We start from the raw sequence: 24,431 nt of genomic DNA on the forward strand, positions 1-24,431 counted from the left end.
GAACTTATGACACAGGTCTCAATGACCGTGAACGGAAAGACCGTGAGCGGTGATGTCGAAGGCCGGACACTGCTGTCCAGTTTTCTGCGCGATCACCTGTCGCTGACCGGTACCCATGTGGGCTGTGACACGGCCCAGTGCGGCGCCTGCGTGGTTCACGTGAACGGCGAGGCGGTGAAGTCCTGCAACATGCTGGCGCTCGAGGCGGATGGAGCAGAGGTCGGCACCATCGAAGGGCAGGCCAACCCGGACGGATCGCTGAACGTGATCCAGCAGGCGTTTCAGGATCATCACGGCCTGCAATGCGGTTTCTGCACGCCCGGCATGGTGATGTCGGCGGCAGCCCTGCTGAAGGAGAACCCGCGCCCGACCGAGGCTGAAATCCGCAAATACCTGGAAGGCAACCTGTGCCGGTGCACCGGGTACCACAACATCGTCAAGGCGATCATGGCCGCGTCCGGCCAAGACGTCAGCCACATCGCCGCCGAGTGATGCCGCTGCGGGCGTGACTGAGAACGCCCGTGGGATGACTGGGATGCACGCAAGCATCCGTTTATGGGAGGAGAACAAGCTATGCCCAAAGACAGTGGCATCGGAGCCAGTTCCAAGCGCCGCGAGGACGTGCGCTTTTTGACCGGAGCGGGCAATTACACCGACGACATCAACGTACGTGGTCAGGCCTATGTGTATTTCCTGCGATCCGACATCGCGCATGGCCGGATCAAAAGCATCGACACGTCCGCCGCCGAGTCCATGCCCGGCGTGGTCCGGGTGTTTACCGGCAAGGATTTCGAAGGCGTGGGCGGCATGCCCTGCGGCTGGGAGGTGACCGACAAGCACGGCGCGCCCATGCAGGAACCGCCGCACCCGATCCTGGCGCAAGGCAAAGTGCGCCATGTGGGCGACCCGATCGCGGCCGTCGTGGCCGACAGTCTTGAGCAGGCCCGTGACGCGGCCGAGGCGATCGACGTGGATATCGAGGAACTGCCCGCGGTTCTGGACATGAAAGCCGCCGCCGAAGAGGGCGCGCCGCTGGTCCATGACGATCTGAAGAACAACATCTGCTATGACTGGCAGTTGGGCGAGGCCGACGATGCCAAGGTGAACGAGGTGTTCGCCAATGCGGCGCATGTCACCACCTTGGAACTGGTGAACAACCGTCTGGTCGCCAACCCGATGGAACCGCGCGTGGCCGTGGCGGAATACAGCCGGGGCACGGATGAATACACGCTCTATACCACCTCGCAGAACCCGCATGTGATCCGGCTGCTGATGTGTGCCTTCGTGCTGGGCCTGCCCGAGCACAAGGTCCGCGTCGTGGCGCCGGATGTGGGTGGGGGTTTCGGCACCAAGATCTTCCACTACGCGGAAGAGGCGTTCTGTACCTTCGCCGCCAAGGCCTGCAACCGTCCGGTCAAGTGGACGGCCAGCCGGTCCGAGGCGTTCATGTCGGATGCACAGGGCCGCGACCATGTCAGCAAGATCGAACTGGCGCTGGATGCTGACAACAATTTCGTCGGGCTGCGCACCCACACCTATGCCAATCTGGGCGCGTATCTGTCGACGTTTTCCAGTTCGGTGCCAACCTGGCTGCACGGGACGCTGATGGCGGGCAACTACAAGACGCCGGTCATTCAGGTGAACGTGCGGGCCATGTTCACCAACACCGTGCCGGTTGATGCCTATCGCGGTGCAGGCCGCCCCGAGGCGACCTATCAGCTGGAGCGCGTGATCGACAAAGCCGCGCGCGAGCTGGGCGTCGATCCGGTAGCGCTGCGTCGGCGGAACTTCATCACGCAGTTCCCCTATGACACGCCGGTGGCGCTGACCTATGACACGGGCGACTACAACGGCACCATGGACAAGCTGGAGCAGGCCGCCGATTTCGCCGGCTTCCCGGCGCGTCGCGCCGAAAGCGAGGCGCGGGGCAAGCTGCGCGGCCTGGGCGTGAACTGCTATATCGAGGCCTGCGGCATCGCGCCCTCGAACATCGTAGGCATGCTGGGGGCGCGTGCGGGTCTCTATGACGCGGCGACCGTGCGGGTGAATGCCACCGGTTCGATTAGCGTCATGGTCGGGGCCCACAGCCACGGGCAGGGGCACGAGACCGCCTTTCCGCAGGTCGTGGCCGACATGATTGGTATCGACGAGTCGATGGTCGAGATCGTGCACGGTGATACCTCGAAGATCCCGTTCGGCATGGGCACCTATGGGTCGCGCTCGCTGGCGGTCTGTGGATCGGCCATGGTCAAGGCGACCGAGAAGGTGATCGACAAGGCCAAGAAGATCGCGGCGCATCTGCTGGAGGCCTCGGAGGCCGATATCGAGTTGAAGGATGGCCAGTTCACCGTGGCCGGCACCGACAAGTCGGTGGCCTGGGGGGATGTGACCCTGACGGCCTATGTGCCGCACAACTTCCCGCTGGAGGTCGAGCCGGGCCTGGAGGAGACTGCGTTCTATGATCCGGCCAACTTCACCTTCCCGGCAGGCGCCTATGCCTGCGAAGTCGAGGTTGACCCCGAGACCGGGCAGGTGACCATCGAACGGTTCACCGCGGCCGATGATTTCGGCAACATCATCAACCCGATGATCGTTGACGGCCAGGTGCATGGCGGCATCGGGCAGGGCATCGGTCAGGCCTTGCTTGAGAACTGCGTCTATGACGAAAACGGTCAACTGCTGAGCGCTTCCTTCATGGACTATGCCATGCCGCGGGCCGATGACGTGCCGTTCTATACCGTCGATCATTCCAGCCAGACGCCATGCACGCACAACCCGTTGGGCGTGAAGGGCTGCGGCGAGGCCGGGGCGATTGGATCGCCGCCTGCGGTGGTCAATGCCGTGATCGATGCCCTGAACTCGGGTGGCAAGGCGGTGGACCACATCGACATGCCGGTCAGCCCGTCGCGTGTTTGGGCGGCGATGAACAGCTGAGTGGAGAGGTTGGTGTGCGAGGGGTCAGCCCTTCGCGCTCCCTGGTCAATCAAATGCCAGATGAAGGGCGGTTCTGCGCCTTTCGGAAAGGAAAAGCGAAATGTACAATTTCGAGTTCAAGAACCCCTCGACCATTGCTGATGCGGTTGCCGCGTTGGCGGGAGAGGATGCACAGGCGTTGGGGGGCGGTCAGACCCTGATCCCGACGATGAAGCAAAGACTGGCCTCACCCGCGACGCTGGTGAGCCTGGGTGCCATTCCCGAGTTGAAGGGCGTCTGCATCGAAGATGATGGGTCGATTTCGATTGGAGCTGCGACCACGCATGCCACGGTAGCGGCAGAAGTTGCGGGCAAGTATCCCGCGCTGGCTGATCTGGCGGGGCATATCGGTGATCCTGCCGTTCGCAATAGGGGCACGATAGGTGGGTCCTTGGCCAATAACGATCCAGCGGCCTGTTACCCTGCCGCTGCATTGGGGTCAGGCGCGACCATTCGTACAAATGCGCGCGAAATCGCTGCGGATGACTTCTTTCAGGGCATGTTCACGACAGCGCTGGACGAGGGCGAGCTGATAACGACGGTCCGGTTCCCGGTACCGCAGGCAGCAAGCTACCAGAAGTTTTTGCAGCCTGCCTCGCGCTTTGCGCTGGTGGGTGTTTTCCTTGCCCGCTTCGCGGACGGGGTGCGCGTTGCCGTGACCGGAGCCAGCGAAGACGGCGTGTTCCGTTGGAGCGAAGCCGAGCAGGCGCTGAGCAAGGAATTCCGGCCCGATGCCCTTATGGATCTTCGGGTCAACCCGATGAACATGATCGGAGATCTGCACGGCAGCAAAGACTACCGCGCGCACTTGGTGGGTGTCATGACCCGGCGGGCGGTTCAAGCCTGCATGTAACGCGGTCGCGGTGACTGCTTTGGGCCCCGGACGTGTTCCGGGGCCTATTTCTTTTTCGCGACACGCGGAAGCCTTTTGGGCTGCCAGTAGGCTCCGGCATCCTCGCGCGCTTTCTGATAGTCCTGAACCCGGTGATAAGCCGCGTCGCCCTTGACTGCGAAAAGGTGGCTTAGAAGAACCTCGAGAACGGCCATCGCTCCGGAGAAGCTGGAGAACTGATGCTGTGATCGGGTGCTGACGGTCAAGGTCACGTCCGCCTCGACGCCTGGGGCAATGACATCGCTGTCGGCCAGCAGAACAACACGCATACCCTTTTCCCGGGCAGACCGGATGGCACGTATCGTGTCGGCCGAATAGGGATGAACGGTGATCGCGAACAGGCAGTCGGTTTCGCCCGCGCTCAGAAGATCGTCGATGGCCGATCCCATATGCCTTGGGATCAACTGCATTCCCGGGTGGGCCATACGTCCGGCGTAGTGGAAGTAATAGGCCAAGGCATAGCTTGCGCGGGTTGCGGTGACCAAGCACTGGGGAGCATCTGACATCAGGGTGACTGCGGATCTGACCTTGACCGGATCCAGCTGGCGTAACGAACGTGACACTACGTTCACTTCGTTGCGGGCATAACTGGCCTGTGCCGACGCAAAGGCATCGCCGGCATTCAACTGGGTCAGCCAATCCCGGCTGAGGCGGTCTTCGCTGTCTGTCACAAGATTCCTGCGGAAAGGGCGGCGAAAGGCTTCGAAGCCATCAAAACCAAGATGTTGTGCCAGACGAACGATCACGTTTGTGCTGACGCCGATCTTTTCGGCAGACACGCGGATGGAGTCGATTCCGAAATCGCCCGGATGGTCGATGATGTATTTTGTTGCGGCCTGCAATTGGGCCGGCAATTGGTCGATCTCTCGGCGCAGCCGATCCATCAGGTGGTGAGTTGAGGGTGTCATGATGGGAGAAAAACAAATGTTTTGAACAATACAAGAGAAAAACATCCTCACACGAGCTAAGCACGCAAGAAACCGATAGGATGATTCAATGTCTGACACACAGGCCTCGTCGCTTCCGTATGTTTTGGTCGCACCGAACGGTGCGCGACGCAGTCATGCGGATCACCCTGCCTTGCCGGTTTCGACCGGTGAGATTGTGGAGACGGCCGTTGCCTGCCACGCGGCCGGGGCAAACGGGTTGCACCTGCATGTCAGGGATGGGCATGGCGCGCATTCTCTGGATGCAGGGCGCTATCGGGAGGCTATGGCCGAGCTTGCCGGAACCGTGCCCACTATGGATGTTCAGATCACGACCGAGGCCGCCGGTATCTACGACGTTTCTGCGCAGTTGGAGTGCCTGCAGCAGGTGGCCCCGAAATGGGCCTCGATCTCGGTTCGGGAAATTGCGCGCGCGCCCGATCTGGCCCCGCGGGTCTATGCGCTGTGTGCGGAACAGGGAACTCGGGTGCAGCATATCCTCTACGGATCGACGGATGCGGATCTGCTGGAGCGATGGCAGTCGGATGGGATCGTGCGGCGCGAGCAGGAAGACCGCTTGCTGGTGCTGGGACGCTACGCCACCGGGCAGGAATCCGAACCGGCGGACCTCGAGGCCTTTCCCGCTGCTCGTACGCCTTGGATGGTTTGTGCTTTCGGGCGTCTGGAACACGCCTGTCTGGCGGCTGCGGCCGCTCGTGGCGGCGATGTCAGGGTCGGTTTTGAGAACAGCCTGACGAACTCGGATGGAACCCGATGGACGGACAACGCGACCTCGGTCGCGGCGTTGATCGCTTTGCTGAAAGGGAAATGATATGAGCCATGTTTTTCCGCGCCACACCAAGGCGGAATTGCCGGTCGCTGTCGGCGGTGACGGGTGCTATTTGATCGACGCACAGGGCAAACGGTATCTCGACTGCGGGGATGCGGCCGTGTCGTGTCTGGGACATTCAAACCCGGCAGTGATCCACGCGGTGCGGGAGCAGGTCCAGAAGATCGCTTTTGTCCATACTGGTTTCATGACCTCGGAACCGGCCGAAGCCCTGGCGGATCTGCTGATCCAGCACGCGCCCGGATCGTTGGACCGGGTCTATTTCGTGTCCGGCGGGTCCGAGGCGACCGAGGCCGCGATCAAGCTGGCGCGCCAGTACTTCCTTGAAATCGGGCAGCCCGAGCGGTCTCGGGTTATCGCACGGCGGCAGAGCTATCATGGCAATACGCTGGGCGCGCTTTCTGCGGGCGGAAATGCATGGCGACGGGCTCAATTCGCGCCAATGCTGATCGAGATGAGCCATATCGCGCCCTGCTACGAATACGCCGAAAAACCCGAAGGCGAGAGCAGCTATGACTATGGCCAACGCGTGGCGAACGAGCTTGAGGTGGAGATCCAGCGGCTGGGGCCCGAGACCGTGATGGCGTTTATGGCGGAACCGGTGGTCGGGGCCACGTTGGGCGCCGTCCCCGCGGTCGAGGGGTATTTCAAGCGGGTCCGCGAAATTTGTGATCAATACGGCGTGTTGTTGATCCTAGACGAGGTCATGTGCGGCATGGGCCGAACCGGCCATCTGTTTGCCTGCGACCACGATGGGGTGGCGCCGGATATTCTTTGCATCGCCAAGGGCTTGGGGGCTGGATATCAACCCATCGGTGCCACGCTGTGCACCGATCGGATTTATGACGCCATCCGAAATGGCTCGGGTTTCTTCCAGCACGGCCATACCTATGTCGGACACCCGGTGGCCACGGCGGCAGCCCTGGCTGTTGTGACAGAACTTACCTCGCGCGATTTGCCGGCCCGTGCCCGCGACATGGGTGACAAACTGCAAGCCAAACTCGAGGCGGCCTTTGGCCAGCATCCCAATGTCGGGGACATCCGTGGTCGCGGCCTGTTCCGAGGCATCGAACTGGTGGCTGACAGAGATACGCGCGAACCGTTTGACCCGGCCCGGGGAGTGGCGGCCAAGATCAAGAAAGCCGCCGTCGAAGCGGGTTTGATCTGCTATCCGATGTCCGGAACACGCGACGGCAGGAGAGGCGACCATGTGCTTCTGGCCCCGCCATTCATCATCGAAGAGCCGCAGTTGGACGAACTGGTGGACAAGTTGTCGGTTGCGATTTCCAAAGCAATCTGACACGCCGCCCTGACTTTGACCCACAAAAAAAGCTCCCTCGAACGAGGGAGCTTTGGTCACTCGGATCCATGTGCCGTCACTTCTGGGGAAGCGGTCCGATCATCATGATCATCTGGCGGCCTTCCATCTTCGGCATGTTTTCGATCTTGCCGATTTCCTTGACGTCTTCCGCCACGCGCTCAAGCAGTTCACGTCCAAGGTTCTGGTGCGCCATTTCCCGGCCGCGGAAGCGCAGGGTCACTTTGACCTTGTCGCCATTCTCGAGAAACTTGAAAACGTTCCGCATCTTGACGTCGTAATCATGCGTATCGGTGTTGGGCCGGAACTTGACCTCTTTCACCTCGATGATCTTCTGTTTCTTGCGGGCTTCGCTTTCGCGTTTCTGCTGCTCGTACTTGAACTTGCCAAAGTCCATGATCTTGCAGACCGGCGGATTCGCGTTGGGCGAGATCTCGACCAGATCAAGACCGGCATCGGCTGCCATCTGCATGGCCTTGGCGGGATGAACCACCCCGACATTCTCACCTTCGGCGCCGATCAGGCGAATTTCGGGGGCACGGATCTTTTCATTGACGCGCGGGCCGGTATCACGTTGTGGCGGCGCGTTGTGAGGTCTGCGGGCTATGGGTTCATTCCTTTGATAATTGCCGATTTCCGAGCCGGGAACTTAAACTGAGACGAAGGTTCTTTCAAGCGCCATATAGGTGCTATGACACGAAATTCGCACGTGTCGACGCGGTGCTCGGGCCGGCGGAACGGGCGTTCGCCGGCCCGAATCTCGGCTCAGCCGACAAAGGCTTTTTCGATCACGAATTCCTTGGGGTCCGAGTTCGCGCCTTCGCGCAGGCCGAACTCTTCGAGAATGGCCTTGATGTCGTGGTTGAAGGCCAGGCTGCCGCAGACCATCGCTCGATCGGTCTCGGGCTTGATGCCGCCATCGATGCCCATGTCCTTGAAGACGGTGCCGTCCTTCAGCAGGTCGGTAATCCGGCCCATCTTGGGGCTCTGTTCACGGGTGGTGGTCGGGTAATAGCGGATCTTGTCGGCGAAACCTTCGCCGATCAGTTCGGCCAGCAACTCGTCCTTGCGGATGTTCTCGATCAGCTGGCGGCCATATTCCAGTTCCGCCACCTCGCGGCAGGTGTGGGTGATGATGACCTCATCATAGTCCTCATAGGTCTGCGGCTCGCGCAGCAGCGAGGCAAAGGGGGCAAACCCGGTTCCGGTGGCAAAGAACCACAGGCGCTTGCCCGGCAGCAGTGCATCATGCACCAGCGTCCCCACCGGTTTGGGCCGAAGGATAATCTGGTCGCCGGGCTGGATGTGCTGCAGTTTCGAGGTCAGCGGGCCGTCCTGCACCTTGATCGAATAGAATTCTAGTTCCTCGTCCCACGACGGCGACGCGATCGAATAGGCGCGCAGCAACGGTTTCCCGTTGTCGCCCAAAAGGCCGATCATCACGAACTCGCCCGAGCGGAAGCGCAGCGATTGCGGACGCGTGACCTTGAACGAAAACAGGCGGTCGGTCCAGTGTTTCACTTCCAGAACGGTCTGGGCGTCCGGCAGGACGGGGGCCTTCACGGCGGTTGCTTCGGTCACGGGCTTCATCTCTGTCATCGTTTCACTACCGGTCTGGTAAACCGGCATCTCCGTTTAAGCTTTGATCCAGGTCAGGAAAAGGGGGCAGATTGCCCCGATCGTCGCGTCAGCCGCGCAGGCGGGCCTGATAATCGTTGTCCTGCCAGTTGGCGCGGGCCAGCCATTGGTCCTCGGGCTGGCGGGCGGCAAGGTCTGCGTCAATCTCGACTTCATCGAAGCCGCTGCGCCGAGCCATCGCGTATTGGTCGGCCAACACGTGTCCTTTAGCGCGCAGGCGGCCTTCATAGCCCTTCAGGCGCAGCGTACGGGCAATGGTAAAGCCTCGGCCATCGGCAAAGGACGGAAAGTCGACGCGCACCATGCGCGTGTTTCCAAGCCGTTCGAACAATTCGTCGGGGTCCGTATCCGAGGTGACGTCCAGTGCGATCACATCGTTTGCGGCATCGTCGAGTGTGACAAAGCCGTCGGTCCAGTCATCAGGGGCAAAGCCCCGGTCATTCACGATCACGTTCATGTTTTCTCTCCGCTGCGTACCATTTTGCCGTCGACGAAATGGATGCCGCATTCTTCCTTGTTCTGATCGCGCCAGCGTCCGGCGCGGGGATCTTCGCCATCCTTCACCGGCGAGGTGCAGGGCGCACAGCCGATCGAGGGATAGCCCTTTGCCACCAACGGATGCCGGGGCAGGCGGTTTTCTTCCATGTAGGCGCGCACGTCCTGAGGCGCCCAATGCGCCAGAGGGTTCACCTTGATCCGGCCGGTGCCGTCCTCGACCTCGAAGAACTCGAGCGTGGCGCGGGTGCCGGATTGGAACCGCTTTCGCCCTGTAATCCAGCCTTCATAGCCCGCCAAGGCCCGCTGCAAGGGGAAGGTCTTGCGCAAGTTGCAGCAGGCATCCATGTCGCGCAGCCGCAGTGCGCCATAGGGGTCTTCGCGCTGAATATCCTCGTCATCCGCGCGGATAATCTGGACGTTCTTCAAACCCAGACGCTCGCTGACCTCATGCTGGTATTCCAGCGTCTCGGTAAACAGCATCATCGTGTCGATGAACAGGACCGGCGTGGCCTTGTCGACCACGGCAGCCATGTGCAGCAACACCACCGACTCGGCGCCGAAGCTGGAGACCAGCGCCAGGTTGCCTGCCTCCTCAAGCGCACCATGCATGACGTCATGTGCGCTGTGGTGGCGGAACCGGGCGTTCAGCGCCTCGACCTTTTCGGTCAGTTCGCGTCGTTCCCGGCCCAGTTCCGTCTGGATCAGGTCAAGCGGCATTGGCCCGCGCCTCGGGGTAGAGGGCCGCCTTGAACGGGGCCATTCCAACACGGCGGTAGGTTTCCAAAAAGGTCTCCTCGGCGCTTGCGCGCTGTTCCAGATAGGTTTCCACGATCCGTTCGACCGCGGGCACGATTTCGTCATAGGCAAAGCCCGGACCGGTGCGGTCGCCGATGGCGGCCGTTTCGGTGGCGTCCCCGCCCAGCGTGATCTGGTAGTTCTCGACGCCCGCGCGATCCAAGCCCAGGATGCCGATGTGACCCACGTGGTGATGCCCGCAGGCGTTGATGCAGCCCGAGATCTTGATCTTCAGGTGGCCGATGTCGTGCTCCAGCTTCAGCTCGTCGAACCGGGTCGCGATCTGCTGGGCCACCGGGATCGAGCGGGCCGTCGCCAGTGCGCAATAGTCCATGCCGGGGCAGGCGATGATGTCGCTGATCAGACCGATATTCGCGGTGGCCAGGCCGTGCTCTTTCAGCTTGGCATGGATCGCGGGCAGGTCCGATTTGTGGACATGCGGCAGGATCACGTTCTGTTCGTGGCTGATGCGCAGCTCGTCATAGGCGTATTGCTCGGCCAGATCGGCCATCACGCGCATCTGCTCGGCGGTTGCGTCACCCGGTGTTTGGCCGTGCTTCTTGATCGAGATCGTGACGATCGCGTGATCCGCCTGCTTGTGCGGCGCAATGTTGGTGTCGATCCACGAGCGGAATACCGGGTCGTTCGAATAGGCGCTCTCGAATGCCGCGACTGAGCCTTCGCGGAAGGCGGGCGGGGCGAAATGCGCCTTGATCTGATCCAGCAGCGCCATGTCGGCGCCCTTGAACTGCGGGCGGACCTGCAGGAAGCGTTCGTTGACCTTGGCGCGGATCGCGTCGATGCCGTGTTCATGCACGGTGATCTTGATGCGGGCCTTGTACTTGTTGTCGCGGCGGCCAATCTGGTTCCACACGGAAACTGTGGCCTCCAGATAAGCCAGCAGGTCGTCGAAGGCGACGAAGTCAGACAGCTCCTTGCCGATCATCGGCGTGCGGCCCAGACCGCCGCCCACCAAGACGCGGGCGCCCAAAACGCCGTCGCGCTCGATCAGTTGCAGGCCGATGTCATGGGCCTTGATCACGGCGCGGTCATGCTCGGACCCGGTGATGGCGATCTTGAACTTGCGCGGCATGAACTGGAATTCCGGGTGATCGGTCGACCACTGACGCAGCAGTTCGGCATAGGGGCGCGGATCGGCGACCTCATCCGCGGCGGCACCGGCGAAATGGTCGGCGGTCACGTTGCGGATGGTGTTGCCGCTGGTTTGGATCGCATGCAGGCCGACCTCGGCCAGCGCGTCCAGCATGTCAGACACGTCGCGCAGCTTGGGCCAGTTGTACTGGATGTTCTGGCGCGTGGTGAAATGGCCGTAGCCCTTGTCCCACTTCTCGGCCAGCAGGGCCAGTTGGCGCATCTGGGCGCTGTTTAGCGTGCCATAGGGGATGGCCACCCGCAGCATGTAGGCGTGCAATTGCAGATACAGGCCGTTCATCAGGCGCAGGGGCTTGAACTCGTCCTCGGTCAGCGAGCCGTCGATGCGGCGTTCGATCTGGGCGCGGAACTGTGCGTTGCGCTCGGCCAGGAATGCTTTGTCAAACTCGGAGTAGCGGTACATCTTTGGCTGTCCTTTGTTGCAGCCCCGGATCCGGGGCCTTTTTACGGGGAGAGAGGGGCCTGAGGTCAGACCCGGGGCTGCGGAGAAGATTCCTGTTTGCCGTGGGCATAGTTGGACGGACCAGTCCGGCGGAAGTCTTCCCGAAAATGGGTGGGTTCAGGACCGTTTTCGCCTGCAACGACATCGGCGAGATAGGCACCTACGATCTTGTCGACTTGCTTCTGTGCATCCAGAAGACGCAGCTGAGCATGCGCTTCGTCGGTGATCAGCTCGGCCTCGCGCAGATCGCGCGACCAACGGTCATCGGCGGTCAGATAGATCACGTCGCCTTCCAGCAGGTCATTTGCGGTAACGACTTTGGGGGTGAAAGCGCGGGCCATCAGGCAAGCTCCTTGTTGAATTCGGTGACGGCTTTGGCCGCGTCGCGCGGGGCCAGGCCATAGAATGTGAGTGCAGGACCGTCGAGGCCGGCAGCGGCGAGGTCTGCAGGCAGTTGATCCAGCGTCGTGGCAACAACGCGCTGATCAGGTCGCGAGGCATTTTCGACCAACGTGACCGGCGTGGCGCGATCGGCGCCGTGCATGATCAAGCGTCCTTGAATGAAGCGGGCGGATTTCTTGCCCATGTAGATGGCTGCAACAGACCCCGGTCGGGCCAGCGCAGCCCAGTCGTGATCGGCAAAGCCCTGCATGTCGTGCCCGGTCAGAAACCGGACCGAGGAGTTTCGGCCGCGTCGGGTCAAGCTTTGGCCAATTCCGGCCACCGCCGCCGAGGCAGCCGTAATGCCGGGAACGATCGTCCACGGGATACCGGCTGCGTCCAGTGCATCGATCTCTTCGTCCAGCCGGCCGAAAAGGGTCGCGTCACCGGATTTGAGGCGAACGACCCGTTGTCCCTTGAGCGCGTAGTCAACCAGCAATGCGTTGATGTCATCCTGCTTCCAGGACGGACCAAAGCCGGCCTTGCCCACGTCGACCAGCCGGGCGTTCCGGCCGGCCAGTTGCAAAACCTCTGGGCTGATCAGGCGATCATGCAAAACAACCTCGGCCCGCTGGAATGCGGACAGGGCCTTGAGAGTCAGCAATTCAGGGTCACCGGGTCCCGCGCCGACGAATTCGACCTGTCCCGTTTGTCCTTTTGTCTGCGTGGCCTTCATTGGGTAGCCCTGGCTGTTGTTTGACTTGGCCCTCAATATAGGAAATATTCCCGACCAGATGCCATATTGCCGAATAAATAAGGACAAGCGTTCTGAATTGCGCGGCAGGCGGAACAAGGGTTTTCATTCGGAAGGAAAATTGGAATGTCGGTTCGAATAGACGACACGGATCGGAAAATTCTGGCCGAGCTGCAGCGAGACGCCAGTCAATCGCTGGACGAAATCGCGGCCAAAGTGGGCAGTTCAAAGACACCCGTTTGGAATCGGATCCGCAAGATGAAAGGGGCCGGAATCATCGGTCAGCAGACCGTTCTGCTGGACGCAGAGGCGCTGGGTTTCGAGGCGACGTTCTTTGTTCTGATCCGAACCTCCGAGCATGAGGCGGATTGGCAACGCAAGTTCCTGCAGGCCCTGCGTGATCGTCCCGAAGTTCAAGAGGCGCACCGCCTGGCTGGCGACATCGACTACATTCTGAAGGTTCGGGTCAGGAACGCACGGGCCTACGATGCGTTTTATCAGGCGCTGATCTCGGAAGTGCGCGTGCACAACGTCACGGCGCTGTTGTCGATGGAAGAAATCAAGTCGACCACCATGCTGCCCCTGAACGCCCTGGCAGACACCTGATCGGCGCTCAGGCTTGGACCATTAGTCGTGTCAGCCCGTGGAAGTGGTAGGTGTTCGCATATTCCGGAGATTCGGCCAGTCGCAGGCCCGGACAGCGGTCAAAAAGAACCGGCAGAGCGATCCGCATTTCCAGCCGGGCCAGCGGAGCGCCGACGCAGAAATGCAAACCACCGCCAAAGCTCGTGTTGGCCTGAATGCTGCGGGTGGGGTCGAATTTGTCCGGGTCGGTCCAGACGTCGGGGTCACGGTTGGCGGCCCCAAGCATCAACGCCACCTGATCGCCGCGGGCAAACCGATGGCCAAAAACCTCGACGTCCTCATAGACATAGCGCGTGAACATATGTAGCGGCGGGTCGAAGCGCAGGATCTCCTCGACCGTCATGTCGATTGTGTCCGGGCCCAGGGCATCAGGGCTGGTTCCGGACTCCAAAAGCGTTTTGACGCCGTTGCCCAGCGAATGAACGGTCGCCTCATGGCCGGCGTTCAACAAAAGGATGCAGGTTGCGATCAATTCGTCGCGAGACAGTTTCTCACCGTCTTCCTCTGCCGTGATCAAACGGGTGATCAGATCGTCTTTCGGTTCGGATCGGCGGTGAGAGACGTAGTCGTTCAGAAATGCGGAGAACTCGGCGGAGGCCTGTGCTGCCTGATCTTCGGTCTCACGGGTGCGGCTGGCCTGATACATGGCGACCATGGCGTGGGACCACTGCAACAACTGCGGTGCCATGCTCTCGGGCACACCCAGCAGCCGGCAGATCGTGATCACCGGAACTTGCGTGCAATAGGCATCCAGAAGGTCGAATGGAGCATCGGGGAATGCGTCGATCAGGTCGTGACACAGCCTTTCGATGTCCGGTGCAAGCGCTCCGATAGCCCGCGAGGTAAAAGCGCGCAGAACCAGAGCGCGAAGGCGGGTATGGCGCGGAGGTTCGGCTTCGAGCAGCGAATGCGCTTCGACCGTCAGCCACGGTGCAAGGTGATCAGGACCTTTTGTGGCCATCTCCGGCGGTACTTCACGTCCGAAACGCCGATCCCGCAAAAGCGCCTGAACCGCCGCGTGAGACATCGCCGCGGGCATGTCGTAGTCCTGCCAGTACACCAGGTCACCCTGACCGCGCGCCACCCGGTAGAAAGGGTAGGGGTTCTGAACAAATTCGGGCTCGGTCGGAGATTGGTGAACGGTCTTCATGCGGCGCAGACTTGCCATGCGGCGCTGTGAATGCAAGACCCTGTTTCATGCAAAGGGTTTGGGTCACGATTGGTTTCCTGTTCGCGGTCGCGCTGTTGTCGGCGGCCGTCTGGTCTTATGGGTACCGGCAAGCGCTCTCTCAGCTTAGCGAGAAAGCCGAAGCCGATCTGGAGTTGGCGTCGGATCGTCTGAGCACGCAGTTGCAGGTCTATCAGGAACTTGCGGTGCTGATGGCCGAGCATCCGGCATTGCGGGCGTTGGACACCAGCGACCGGCGGCGGGCGGCGCAGGCGCTTCTGCTGGAGGTCGCGGACAAGACCTCGGCTGTGGATGTTCTTTATGCGGACAAGACCGGGCGCGTTCTGGCCGCTGCGCGGGACGTGGTGAATGGCAACATGGCCGACCAGCCCGCGTTTCAACGCGCGCTACACGGCGCTCTCGGCAGTTCGCACGGGGTTTTGCGCGACACTGGGAACCGGATCTATTCCTATGCGGCGCCTGCGTTTTCCGAAGATGGTCAGGTAACCGGAGCCCTGATGGTCATCGCGGATGTCGAAGACGTTGAAAGCACGTGGCGCGGCAGTACCGAGGCGGTGTTCTTCGTGGATCGTGCTGGCTCGGTCTTCATTTCCAACCGGTCCGAACTGCTGTTCTGGCAACGTCCGCCGGGACAGATCGGCTTGCAGCCGGCTGATGGCAAGCCGGGCGCGTTTTCGTCTACACGCATGGGCCCGCACGAACTATGGTCGATCGGCTGGAGCCCGTACCTGCCGGATCGCGCCCTGCACCTGACCCGCGATCTGCCGGTGATTGGAATGACTGGCGAAGTTTTGATGGATGTGACGCCGGCACGACGTCTGGCCGGACTGCAGGCTGCCGCGGTCGCAGCGATCTGCCTTGCCTTCGGCGCGTTGCTTTTTCTGGCGACCGAACGGCGGCGTACGTTGGCCGAAGCCAATGCGGTGCTGGAGAGCCGAGTGGCCCAGCGGACCCGCGCGTTGACGGCCGCCAACGTGGCTCTGCGCCGCGAGGTGGCCGAGCGGCAAGAGGCCGAAGCGGCGTTGAAACGCGCGCAAGACGATCTGGTTCAGGCCGGCAAGCTGAGCGCTCTGGGGAAAATGTCGGCGGGCATCAGCCACGAATTGAATCAGCCGCTGATGGCGATCCGGCAATACGCCGACAATGGCACGGCCTTTCTGGCGCAGGGCAAGCCCGAAAAGGCCCGCGAAAACCTGGGGCGTATCTCGGACATGGCTGCCCGTATGGCACGCATTATCAAGAACTTGCGCGCTTTTGCCCGCAATGAGAGCGAGCCGATGGGCAAGGTTGATCTGGTTCAGGTGCTCAACACCGCCGTCGAACTGACCGACGGCCGGTTGCGCTCGGACGGGGTCACGTTGATCTGGCAGCCGCCCAATGCACCTGTCTTTGCCTGGGGTGGAGAGGTGCGGCTGGTGCAGGTCTTTGTCAATCTGATCACCAATGCCGCCGACGCGATGACCGGTCGAGAAACCCGAAGCCTGACGATCACGCTGACCCGTGGCGAGCGGTTGATGGTCGCGGTGCGCGATACCGGCCCGGGCATTCAGGATCCCGATCGCGTTTTTGAGCCTTTCTACACGACCAAAACCGTTGGCTCATCCGAGGGAATGGGCCTTGGCCTTTCGATCTCATACGGTCTGGTCCAGAGTTTCGGAGGAGAGATACGCGGCGCGAACATGCCCGACGGAGCAGAATTCACCGTCGAGTTGGAACCATTTGAGAAGGAAGCCGCGGCATGATCCGAACGGTTCTATTGGTCGATGATGACGCCGCCGTGCGCGAGGCGCTGGCCCAGACTCTGGAGCTTGCGGACTATTCCGTAATTACCGCTGGATCGTTTGTGGCTGCCAAAGACCATATCCGGGACGATTTCCCAGGTGTGATTGTCTCGGATATTCGGATGCCGGGACGGGATGGGTTTCATCTTCTGTCCTATGCCCGCGAGGTCGACTCGGAGTTGCCGGTCGTTTTGCTGACCGGCGAGGGCGACATACCGATGGCGGTGCAGGCTATGGGGCAGGGCGCGTTCGACTTTCTTGAGAAGCCCTGCGCCGCCGCCGATCTGCTTGCGGTTCTAAGCCGTGCATTTGCCGCGCGCAGTCAGGTATTGGACCACCGGGCAGCTAAGCGCGAACTGGAGAAGGGCGATCCTGCGGCCCGCTTGTTGTTCGGTTTGTCACCGCAGGCTGATGCCTTGCGGAACAGGGTGCGCAGCGTTGCCCCAACTCAGGCCGAAGTTCTGGTCACCGGACCGCCCGGCAGCGGCATTTCGAAAGTCGCCGAAGTCATCCATTTGATGTCACCCCGCGCGCAGGGGCCGTTCGTCAAGCGCCCGGCGTCAGGTCTGGGAGCGGATGCCCTGCAGGCGATATGCAAGGATGCGGCAGCCGGATCGTTGTTTCTGGATGAAGTCTTGGCCATGCCCGAGGCGACGCAATATGCGGCCCTGGAGATGATCGAAAACGGGCCCGGGGTCCGCATCATCGCCGGAACAACCGCGGATCTGGCCGAGATGGCGGCCGAGGGTCGGTTCAACGCAGATTTGTTCTATCGGTTGGACGTGATGCGGGTGCGCGTACCGTCTTTGGCCGAACGCCCCGAGGACATCCCGGTGATCTTTCGCCACTACGTCGCCCAGGCGGCCGAGCAGGCCGGGATCGCGGTACCTGATGTCTCGTCCGAACACTTGGCGTCATTGATGGCACGGGACTGGCCCGGCAACGCGCGTTCACTGATGTCAGCTGCGATGCGTTTTGTTCTGGGGATGCCCGAGGATGTTGCCGCCGCGGCCGATCTTGGGCTGAACGAACAGATGGCGCGCGTTGAGCGTTCGTTGCTGATTGCGGCCTTGGGTCGTCACAACGGAAGGGCGTCGGATGCGGCCAAGTCCCTGAAACTGCCGCGTAAGACGTTCTACGACAAATTGGCCCGCTACGGCATACGCCCTGAAGACTATCGGCGCTGACGCGGAACGATTCGCCCGTTGATTCGATGTATGTGCGGTTTTTCGCACACTCGCGCATTTGGGTGTGCGGTTTCCCGCACAAATGTCTGCGATAACAAAATACTCATTGCGGATGTTCTATTTAAGCCAATGAAAAGTAATTAGAAAATCTGTCTTCTGCCAGTCGTTTTCGAATTGTTGAACGGTGACCGTCGATTCGTTTCACTCTTGCGCATCCGGCATCCGCATGGATGTCAAAGGAAGTTTCTTTGGAAGTCTGGGAGGAAAAGACAGATGAAATTCCTGGCAACAGCCGCCACCGCGCTTGCGCTTTCCGTTACCGCAACAGCGGGCTTCGCTGCCTGCGACGATGGCGAGATCGTCGTCAAGTTCGCGCATGTGACGAACACCGACAAACACCCCAAGGGCATCGCCGCGTCGCTGCTCGAGCAGCGCGTGAACGACGAGATGAACGGCGTTATGTGCATGGAGGTCTATCCGAACTCGACCTTGTACAACGACGACAAGGTGCTCGAGGCGATGCTGCAGGGCGACGTGCAACTGGCCGCCCCGTCGCTGTCGAAGTTCGAGAAGTTTACCAAGCAGTTCCGCCTGTTCGACCTGCCGTTCATGTTCAAAAACATCGACGCGGTTGATGCGTTCCAGGCCTCGGCGGACGGCCAGGCAATGAAGGATAGCATGCAGCGCCGCGGCCTGCAGGGTCTGGCGTTCTGGCACAACGGCATGAAGCAGATGTCGGCCAACAAGCCGCTGATCGATCCTTCGGACGCCAACGGCCTAAAGTTCCGTGTTCAGTCTTCGGACGTGCTGGTTGCGCAGATGGAAGCCATCGGCGGCAGCCCCCAGAAAATGGCCTTCTCGGAAGTCTATGGTGCTCTACAGCAGGGCGTTGTGGACGGTCAGGAGAACACCTGGTCGAACATCTACGGCAAGAAGTTCTTCGAAGTGCAGGATGGCACCACCGAAACCAACCACGGCATCATCGACTATCTGGTTGTGACTTCGGTCGACTGGCTGGACAGCCTCGATCCGGAAGTGCGCGAGCAGTTCCTGACGATCCTGGCCGAGGTGACCGAAGAGCGCAACAAAGAGGCGTTTGCGGTCAACGAAAAGGCCAAGCAGGCCATCATCGACGCGGGCGGCTCGATCCGCGAATTGACACCCGAGCAGCGTCAGGCCTGGGTTGATGCGATGAAGCCGGTTTGGGACAAGTTCTCCGGTGACGTCGGTCAGGACAAGATCGACGCCGCTCAGGCGATCAACGCCGGGTTCTGATCCGACACGCAGGTGTGCTCCGACGGTCGCAAGCCCGCCGGAGCACATACCAGGCGGGCCCAATCGCGCCCGCCACCTCGATAAATCAACAAAAATGGGGACAGAAAGATGTCTGGTGCGAAAACCGGCCCCGGTGGGCTGGTCGACCGAATCGAAGAAACCCTGATCGCGTTGCTTCTTGGCCTGATGACGGCCGTGACCTTTGCCAACGTGATTGCGCGTTTCGTCTTCAACTCCAACATCCTTTGGGCGCTAGAGCTGACCGTATTCACCTTCGGATGGCTGGTATTGCTGGGGGCGTCCTACGCCGTCAAGAAACACGCGCATCTGGGTGTGGATGCCATCCTGAACATGCTGCCACCGGCACCGCGCAGGGTATTGGCACTGATCGCGGTGGGGTGCTGCCTCGTATTCTCTCTGCTGCTGTTGAAGGGGTCCTACGACTACTGGGCGGTCTTTGCCGACCTGCCTCCGACCTCTGGACGCTGGTTCCCCACGGGCTTTGATTTCGACGCTCGTAGTCAGAGCTTCTACGAGGTGGACGACATCCCCATGGTCGCGCCGCTTCGGTTCCTCGAAGACCTCATCAACTATGGCGAGTACTACGAGAAGCTGCCCAAGGTCGTGCCGTATTTCGTTCTGCCGCTGTCGATGTTGCTGCTGGTGATCCGCTTTGCCCAGGCAGGGCTGCAGATCCTGCGCGGTGAGGCCGACCGTATTGTCGCAAGCCACGAGGTTGAGGACGAGATCGAAGAAGTCCGGGCCCTTCAGGGAGAACACGACTGATGGATGTAGTACTACTTTTTGCCATGGTCGTGGGCCTGCTGTTGATCGGCGTTCCGATCGCAGTTGCCCTTGGGCTGAGCTCGACCCTGTTTCTACTGATCTACTCGGACAGCTCGCTGGCTTCGGTTGCCGGGACCCTGTTCGAGGCGTTCGAGGGCCACTTTACCCTGCTGGCCATCCCGTTCTTCATCCTCGCATCGTCCTTCATGACGACCGGAGGGGTGGCGCGCCGGATCATCCGGTTCTCGATCGCCTGCGTTGGTCACCTGCCTGGTGGTCTGGCAATTGCGGGCGTGTTCGCATGTATGCTGTTCGCCGCGCTGTCAGGATCGTCCCCGGCCACCGTTGTTGCGATCGGTTCGATCGTGATCGCCGGTATGCGTCAGGTCGGCTATTCCAAGGAATTCGCAGCTGGCGTCATCTGTAACGCCGGTACGCTGGGTATCCTGATCCCGCCGTCGATCGTTATGGTTGTCTACGCGGCCGCGGTCGAAGTCTCGGTCGGCAGGATGTTCCTTGCCGGTGTCATTCCGGGACTCATGGCCGGGTTCATGCTGATGGTCACAATCTATGTGATGGCCAAGGTCAAGAACCTGCCGAAAGGTGATTGGAAAGGCTGGGGCGAGATATTTGCGTCGGCACGCGAGGCCGGTTGGGGTCTGTTCCTGATCGTCATCATCCTTGGCGGCATCTATGGCGGTATCTTCACACCGACCGAAGCAGCGGCGGTCGCGGCTGTATACGCCTTCTTCATTGCCAGCTTCGTCTACAAGGACATGGGGCCACTCAGCACCCAGGATGGTGAGCAAAACCTCTCGCTTGTGAAAAAGCCGCTGGCGCTGATCACGGCCTTTTTCCACCCCGACACCAAACATACGCTGTTTGAGGCCGGCAAGCTGACGGTCACCCTGCTTTTCGTCATCGCCAACGCGCTGATCCTCAAGCATGTTCTGACCGATGAGCAGGTGCCGCAACACATTGCCGGCGCAATGCTGTCGGCGGGTCTGGGGCCGATCACTTTCCTGATCGTGGTCAACGTAATCCTTCTGATCGGCGGTCAGTTCATGGAGCCCTCGGGCCTGCTGGTCATCGTGGCGCCGCTGGTGTTTCCGATTGCCATCGAACTGGGCATCGACCCGATCCATCTGGGCATCATCATGGTGGTGAACATGGAAATCGGGATGATCACGCCTCCGGTCGGTCTGAACCTGTTCGTTACGTCGGGCGTCGCGGGAATGCCGATGATGGCCGTCGTGCGCGCAGCACTGCCGTTCCTGGCCGTTCTGTTCGTCTTCCTGATCATGATCACGTACATCCCGTGGCTGTCGACGGTGTTGCCAAACACCTTCATGGGCCCCGAGATCATTACGAACTAGACCGTCGCAATCGATCCGAACCGGGCAACCGGTTCGGGTCACTTTTTGCGCGGTCGGCCGGCATCTGCCAGGCCGCCTCGCTGAATGGCCGGGCTTGAACTCACCATCGGTTCTTCCCACATAGTGAACGAGGACGACCTCCCCACCATGGGTGATCATTCGGGACGACCCGAAGTTGATAGAAGTGTCCCCGATGTCCTGGATCTTTCTTCTTTTTGCCGGTTTGCTGGAAATCGTCTGGGCAGTTGCCATGAAGCAGTCTGCTGGATTCACGCGGCTCTGGCCGACCGTTGTCATGGGAGGCGCAATGGTCGGTTCGTTCGGTTTGCTGGCCCTGGCCATGCGCTCCTTGCCACTGGGAACCGCCTACGTGCTGTGGACGGGTATTGGCGCGGTCGGTGCGTTCCTGGTTGGTGTGATGTTTTTGGGCGAGGCACTGACCCCGCTGCGTGTCATCGCAGCGACACTGATCGTGTCCGGCATGGTCGCAATGAAACTTGCGTGACCGGCCCGTTGTTGACGCAGGCACCCGCGGTGGGCAGGCTGGAACCACCCTGATCACCGCAACCAACGAGTGCCGAAACATGCTGACCGATGATGACAAGCGCCTGATGCGCGTTGCCTACCAAGAAGCCAAAGCCGGTTTCGATGAGGGCGGTTGCCCGATCGGATCTGTACTGGCTCGGAACGGCACGATCATCTCGCAGGGCCGAAACCAAAGGGTTCAGCAGGGGGATCCGATCGCCCATGGCGAGATGGATGCGCTGCGCAAGGCAGGCCGGCAGAAGACGTACCGAGATACCGTTCTGTATACCACCCTGTCTCCGTGCATGATGTGCGCCGGAACGATCGTTCAGTTCGGCATCCCACGCGTGGTCATCGGTGACACGGAAAACTTCGGCGGCAACGAAGACTTCCTGCGCGATCATGGGGTCGAGGTTGTTTTGGCCGAAGACCCGGACTGCATTGCCCTGATGTGCAGGTTCGTGACCGAACAGCCTGAGCTTTGGGCCGAGGACATCGCGGACTGAGTGTGCGTGGACCGGTCAGGCCTGTTCCAGCGCTGAAATGATGCCCGAGAAATCGCGTGCCTTCAGGCTTGCACCGCCGACCAGCGCGCCGTCCACGTTTGACACTCCGAAAATCTCCGCCGCGTTGTCCGGCTTGACCGAACCGCCATAGAGCAAACGAACCGACCGGCCGACACCTTCGCCAAATCGCCGTTCAAGTCTGGCGCGAATGAAATCGTGGACTTCTCCGATTTCTTCCAAGGTGGGAACCTTGCCGGTGCCGATGGCCCAGATCGGTTCATAAGCCACGACGAGGTTCTCTCCGGTAGCAAGATCCGGGATCGATCCGGACAACTGTCCGCCAATGATATCGAGCGTATTGGCCGCTTCGCGCTGTTCAAGGCTTTCGCCGACGCAGATGATTGCGGTCAGGCCCGCGTTCATGGCTGCCCGGGCCTTGGCGCGGATATCGTCGTCTTTCTCGCCGTGGTCTTCTCGCCGTTCCGAATGCCCGACGATTACGCTGGTCGCGCCGGCGTCTTTCAGCATCTCGGCGCTCAGATCACCCGTATGGGCGCCCGAAACTTCGGCGTGGCAATCCTGTCCGCCGATGGCGACGCCCGAGCCTTGCACGGCTTGTGCGGCCCGGTGGATCAAAGTTGCCGGAGGGCAGATCAGAATATCGACTGTCGGAGAAGGGTGCGTCGCAGTCAGCGTGTCCAACTCGGAAAGAGCAGCCCCGGTTCCGTTCATTTTCCAGTTTCCGGCTGCCAGTCTGCGTCGCATAGCGGGGTCTCCGTGATCTTTCGTGCGTTTCTATCCAGTTAGCACTCGGATCAAGGTCTGACAATTGCGCTTGGGTGGCCGCGCGCTGGCGATTCGCGCGACGGATCGATCTGGGTGGACTCAACCAGACGGCGCCGGCGGCAGTTCACCTGCCCACAAACGTTGCAGGCTTTAGGTGACTCAGCGCTGTTCGGCCAGGTTTTCGTCGAACTTGATCGACTCGCCGCAGCCACAGGCATCGACGACATTGGGATTTTTGAACTTGAACCCGGATTCCAGCAGCGAAACCTCGTAGTCGATCTCGGTTCCGAACAGAAACATCTGAGCCATCGGAGCGATCATGACCCGCGCCCCATCCTGTTCGACCACTTCGTCATGCGGATCCGGCTGATCGACATACTCCATGGTATATTCCATACCGGCGCAGCCACCTTTCTTGACGCCAATCCGCAGACCGGCATGGCCACCCGACGTCATCAGGCGGAGGATCTGCTCTGCAGCTTTGGGCGTCATCGTCACGGCCTGTTTGCCGGGAATGCCGAACATCGTCGTCTCCATTTTCGCGCGTTAAACCTAATCTAAGGCCGCAAGGGCCCGGGCTCAAGAGAGCGCGGAGCCCCAAGTTTGCTCATCGCCAGTTTTGACCGTACCGTACGGGCAGTGGGCAGGGTTTGCCGATGAGTTCGAATTGACAGCAGAACAAGGTGGGTTTCGATGATGTTGCGGATTTCAAATAAGATTGGCTTGTGCCGGCAGGTTGCGTTTCTGGCTCTTCTGGTGGCCGGCAGTGCCGTTCATGCAGCGGGCGATCACAAGCGGCACCCGGTGAATTGCTCGACCGCCGAAGGTGACCTGCGTGCAATTGCGGCGGAAAAGAAACATGCCGAGGATCAGCAGGCGGAAAGTGTGGTCGCGATCACGCCAGCCGGGGCGCTGCTTGGATTGATCTCTGGAACAGAACAGAAGCGGTTGCAGATGCTGTCGGGTGACTATGTCAAGAAACTGGACGACCGCGCCGCCGAGATCAAAGCGCAGTGCAACGTGAAGTAAGTGCACCTCAGCGAGTAAAATAGGGCCGCTCTCGGGCAAGAACGGCCCAGTATTGCAGAGCCTCGGCAGGGGGGCGGTAGACGCTCCAACGTGGTCGCCATTGACTGCTGGAGCGATATTTGAGTTGCCGAGTTCCTGTGACGGGTCCGACTGCGAAGCCCGCGTTGTAGTTGTTGCGCATCAACGTAACGGTTCGACGACCGATCCGTGACAGCTGGGTTTCAGGTTTGTGACAATTCCCGTGCGTTCAGTACGGCAGGCCCTTACATGAAGCCAAGTTCCAGCCTGGCTTCGTCGGACATCATCTCCATGCCCCAGGGTGGTTCCCAGGTCAGTTCGACATCCACCTCCTTGACCCCGGCAACGGGCTCGATGGCCTCGACGATCCAGCCTGGCATATCACCGGCCACCGGGCAGCCCGGAGCGGTCAGGGTCATGATGACTTTGACTGCGTTGTCGCTGCTGATGTCGATCGTGTAGATCAGTCCAAGGTCATAGATATTGACCGGAATTTCAGGGTCATAGACAGTCCTGCAGGCCTCGACCACGGATTCGTACAGAGGGTGCTCAACGGTCGAAGGCGCAATCAGGGGCGTGCCTTCAAGCTGTTCGCTGGGGTGGGTCATGAATGCCTCGGGTTGTTACCTGAGCAATTATATAGGGAAAGCTGAAGGCAGCGTCCAGAGGGGGTAGGGCGCCCCGCTAC

Annotated in this window: 25 protein-coding genes and 1 pseudogene; 14 read left to right on the forward strand and 12 right to left on the reverse strand. The window is 60.8% G+C overall.

Annotated elements, in window-relative coordinates; genetic code table 11:
- The first annotated feature begins 6 nt into the window (after positions 1 to 6).
- The 3 genes from GOW72_RS12090 (at position 7) to GOW72_RS12100 (ending at position 3,826) form a co-directional block, all read left to right on the forward strand.
- Entirely contained in the window at positions 7 to 492 is a 486-nt protein-coding gene (locus GOW72_RS12090) for a (2Fe-2S)-binding protein (protein ID WP_149775244.1), read from the forward strand.
- A gap of 81 nt (positions 493 to 573) precedes the next feature.
- Positions 574 to 2,934, forward strand: coding sequence for a xanthine dehydrogenase family protein molybdopterin-binding subunit (locus tag GOW72_RS12095; RefSeq protein ID WP_170367023.1), 2,361 nt, complete (start codon positions 574 to 576; stop codon positions 2,932 to 2,934).
- 100 nt (positions 2,935 to 3,034) lie between these two features.
- The gene (locus tag GOW72_RS12100; protein ID WP_170338850.1) at positions 3,035 to 3,826 is read left to right on the forward strand and encodes an FAD binding domain-containing protein; all 792 of its coding nucleotides are present in this window, start codon (positions 3,035 to 3,037) and stop codon (positions 3,824 to 3,826) included.
- 44 nt (positions 3,827 to 3,870) lie between these two features.
- On the opposite strand, the gene GOW72_RS12105 is transcribed toward GOW72_RS12100, so the two are convergent.
- Positions 3,871 to 4,773, reverse strand: coding sequence for a MurR/RpiR family transcriptional regulator (locus GOW72_RS12105; RefSeq protein ID WP_170367024.1), 903 nt, complete (start codon positions 4,771 to 4,773; stop codon positions 3,871 to 3,873).
- Positions 4,774 to 4,861: 88 nt separating this feature from the next.
- Between GOW72_RS12105 and GOW72_RS12110 the strand changes: the two genes are divergently transcribed.
- A complete protein-coding gene (locus GOW72_RS12110; protein WP_170367025.1) occupies positions 4,862 to 5,623 on the forward strand; it encodes a beta-keto acid cleavage family enzyme in 762 nt (253 codons plus the stop codon).
- A gap of 1 nt (position 5,624) precedes the next feature.
- Positions 5,625 to 6,941: an aspartate aminotransferase family protein gene (locus tag GOW72_RS12115; RefSeq protein WP_170367026.1), complete on the forward strand. Its 1,317-nt coding sequence runs from the start codon at positions 5,625 to 5,627 to the stop codon at positions 6,939 to 6,941.
- 76 nt (positions 6,942 to 7,017) lie between these two features.
- Here GOW72_RS12115 and infC read toward each other — a convergent pair whose 3' ends face one another.
- The 7 genes and pseudogenes from infC to cobA all read right to left on the reverse strand — a co-directional run.
- A complete protein-coding gene (gene infC / locus GOW72_RS12120; protein ID WP_311201685.1) occupies positions 7,018 to 7,593 on the reverse strand; it encodes a translation initiation factor IF-3 in 576 nt (191 codons plus the stop codon).
- Between the two features lie 131 nt (positions 7,594 to 7,724).
- On the reverse strand, positions 7,725 to 8,558 hold the full coding sequence (locus tag GOW72_RS12125; RefSeq protein ID WP_170367027.1) for a ferredoxin--NADP reductase: 834 nt from the start codon (positions 8,556 to 8,558) through the stop codon (positions 7,725 to 7,727).
- Positions 8,559 to 8,646: 88 nt separating this feature from the next.
- Positions 8,647 to 9,054, reverse strand: a complete 408-nt coding sequence (locus tag GOW72_RS12130) for a DUF934 domain-containing protein (RefSeq protein WP_170367028.1) — start codon at positions 9,052 to 9,054, stop codon at positions 8,647 to 8,649.
- On the reverse strand, positions 9,051 to 9,812 hold the full coding sequence (locus GOW72_RS12135; protein ID WP_093961927.1) for a phosphoadenylyl-sulfate reductase: 762 nt from the start codon (positions 9,810 to 9,812) through the stop codon (positions 9,051 to 9,053). The genes GOW72_RS12130 and GOW72_RS12135 overlap by 4 nt, the downstream gene beginning before the upstream one ends.
- Positions 9,802 to 11,466, reverse strand: coding sequence for a nitrite/sulfite reductase (locus GOW72_RS12140; RefSeq protein WP_170367029.1), 1,665 nt, complete (start codon positions 11,464 to 11,466; stop codon positions 9,802 to 9,804). The genes GOW72_RS12135 and GOW72_RS12140 overlap by 11 nt, the downstream gene beginning before the upstream one ends.
- 65 nt (positions 11,467 to 11,531) lie before the next feature.
- Positions 11,532 to 11,846 (reverse strand): DUF2849 domain-containing protein, encoded by a 315-nt coding sequence (locus GOW72_RS12145; protein WP_093961929.1) that lies wholly within the window; start codon positions 11,844 to 11,846, stop codon positions 11,532 to 11,534.
- Positions 11,846 to 12,592: pseudogene (cobA, locus tag GOW72_RS12150) on the reverse strand (uroporphyrinogen-III C-methyltransferase); the annotation flags it as partial. The gene GOW72_RS12145 and the pseudogene cobA, both read right to left, overlap by 1 nt.
- A 174-nt stretch (positions 12,593 to 12,766) precedes the next feature.
- On the opposite strand from cobA, the gene GOW72_RS12155 reads away from it, so the two are divergent.
- The gene (locus GOW72_RS12155) at positions 12,767 to 13,246 is read left to right on the forward strand and encodes an Lrp/AsnC family transcriptional regulator (protein ID WP_093961931.1); all 480 of its coding nucleotides are present in this window, start codon (positions 12,767 to 12,769) and stop codon (positions 13,244 to 13,246) included.
- 7 nt (positions 13,247 to 13,253) lie between these two features.
- On the opposite strand, the gene GOW72_RS12160 is transcribed toward GOW72_RS12155, so the two are convergent.
- Positions 13,254 to 14,435: a cytochrome P450 gene (locus GOW72_RS12160; protein WP_170367203.1), complete on the reverse strand. Its 1,182-nt coding sequence runs from the start codon at positions 14,433 to 14,435 to the stop codon at positions 13,254 to 13,256.
- Between the two features lie 47 nt (positions 14,436 to 14,482).
- Here GOW72_RS12160 and GOW72_RS12165 point away from each other — a divergent pair, with 47 nt between their 5' ends.
- From GOW72_RS12165 to GOW72_RS12195, 7 genes are all read left to right on the forward strand, one after another.
- Complete coding sequence (locus GOW72_RS12165; protein ID WP_170367031.1) at positions 14,483 to 16,216, forward strand: sensor histidine kinase; 1,734 nt, start codon at positions 14,483 to 14,485, stop codon at positions 16,214 to 16,216.
- A complete protein-coding gene (locus GOW72_RS12170) occupies positions 16,213 to 17,442 on the forward strand; it encodes a sigma-54-dependent transcriptional regulator (RefSeq protein ID WP_170367032.1) in 1,230 nt (409 codons plus the stop codon). The genes GOW72_RS12165 and GOW72_RS12170 overlap by 4 nt, the downstream gene beginning before the upstream one ends.
- A 273-nt stretch (positions 17,443 to 17,715) precedes the next feature.
- Positions 17,716 to 18,717 (forward strand): DctP family TRAP transporter solute-binding subunit, encoded by a 1,002-nt coding sequence (locus GOW72_RS12175; protein WP_170357656.1) that lies wholly within the window; start codon positions 17,716 to 17,718, stop codon positions 18,715 to 18,717.
- 108 nt (positions 18,718 to 18,825) lie between these two features.
- Positions 18,826 to 19,503 (forward strand): TRAP transporter small permease, encoded by a 678-nt coding sequence (locus tag GOW72_RS12180; RefSeq protein WP_170338826.1) that lies wholly within the window; start codon positions 18,826 to 18,828, stop codon positions 19,501 to 19,503.
- Positions 19,503 to 20,879 carry a TRAP transporter large permease gene (locus GOW72_RS12185; RefSeq protein WP_170338824.1) on the forward strand — a complete coding sequence of 459 codons (1,377 nt, stop codon included), beginning with the start codon at positions 19,503 to 19,505 and terminating at the stop codon, positions 20,877 to 20,879. The genes GOW72_RS12180 and GOW72_RS12185 overlap by 1 nt, the downstream gene beginning before the upstream one ends.
- Before the next feature lie 193 nt (positions 20,880 to 21,072).
- The gene (locus GOW72_RS12190) at positions 21,073 to 21,384 is read left to right on the forward strand and encodes a DMT family transporter (RefSeq protein ID WP_170357657.1); all 312 of its coding nucleotides are present in this window, start codon (positions 21,073 to 21,075) and stop codon (positions 21,382 to 21,384) included.
- Positions 21,377 to 21,910 (forward strand): nucleoside deaminase, encoded by a 534-nt coding sequence (locus GOW72_RS12195; protein ID WP_244952407.1) that lies wholly within the window; start codon positions 21,377 to 21,379, stop codon positions 21,908 to 21,910. Before GOW72_RS12190 ends, GOW72_RS12195 begins: the two co-directional genes overlap by 8 nt.
- Before the next feature lie 15 nt (positions 21,911 to 21,925).
- Here the strand turns inward: GOW72_RS12195 and tpiA are convergent, their stop codons facing one another.
- Positions 21,926 to 22,675 carry a triose-phosphate isomerase gene (gene tpiA, locus GOW72_RS12200; protein ID WP_170338818.1) on the reverse strand — a complete coding sequence of 250 codons (750 nt, stop codon included), beginning with the start codon at positions 22,673 to 22,675 and terminating at the stop codon, positions 21,926 to 21,928.
- A gap of 180 nt (positions 22,676 to 22,855) precedes the next feature.
- The gene (locus GOW72_RS12205; protein WP_170338817.1) at positions 22,856 to 23,221 is read right to left on the reverse strand and encodes a HesB/IscA family protein; all 366 of its coding nucleotides are present in this window, start codon (positions 23,219 to 23,221) and stop codon (positions 22,856 to 22,858) included.
- Positions 23,222 to 23,392: 171 nt separating this feature from the next.
- Here GOW72_RS12205 and GOW72_RS12210 point away from each other — a divergent pair, with 171 nt between their 5' ends.
- Positions 23,393 to 23,725 carry a hypothetical protein gene (locus tag GOW72_RS12210; RefSeq protein ID WP_170339391.1) on the forward strand — a complete coding sequence of 111 codons (333 nt, stop codon included), beginning with the start codon at positions 23,393 to 23,395 and terminating at the stop codon, positions 23,723 to 23,725.
- Between the two features lie 263 nt (positions 23,726 to 23,988).
- Here the strand turns inward: GOW72_RS12210 and GOW72_RS12215 are convergent, their stop codons facing one another.
- Positions 23,989 to 24,351, reverse strand: coding sequence for an SUF system Fe-S cluster assembly protein (locus GOW72_RS12215; protein ID WP_170339389.1), 363 nt, complete (start codon positions 24,349 to 24,351; stop codon positions 23,989 to 23,991).
- Between the last annotated feature and the right edge of the window lie 80 nt (positions 24,352 to 24,431).

The sequence above is a fragment of the Ruegeria arenilitoris genome, assembly GCF_013032855.1.
GTDB lineage: Bacteria > Pseudomonadota > Alphaproteobacteria > Rhodobacterales > Rhodobacteraceae > Ruegeria > Ruegeria arenilitoris.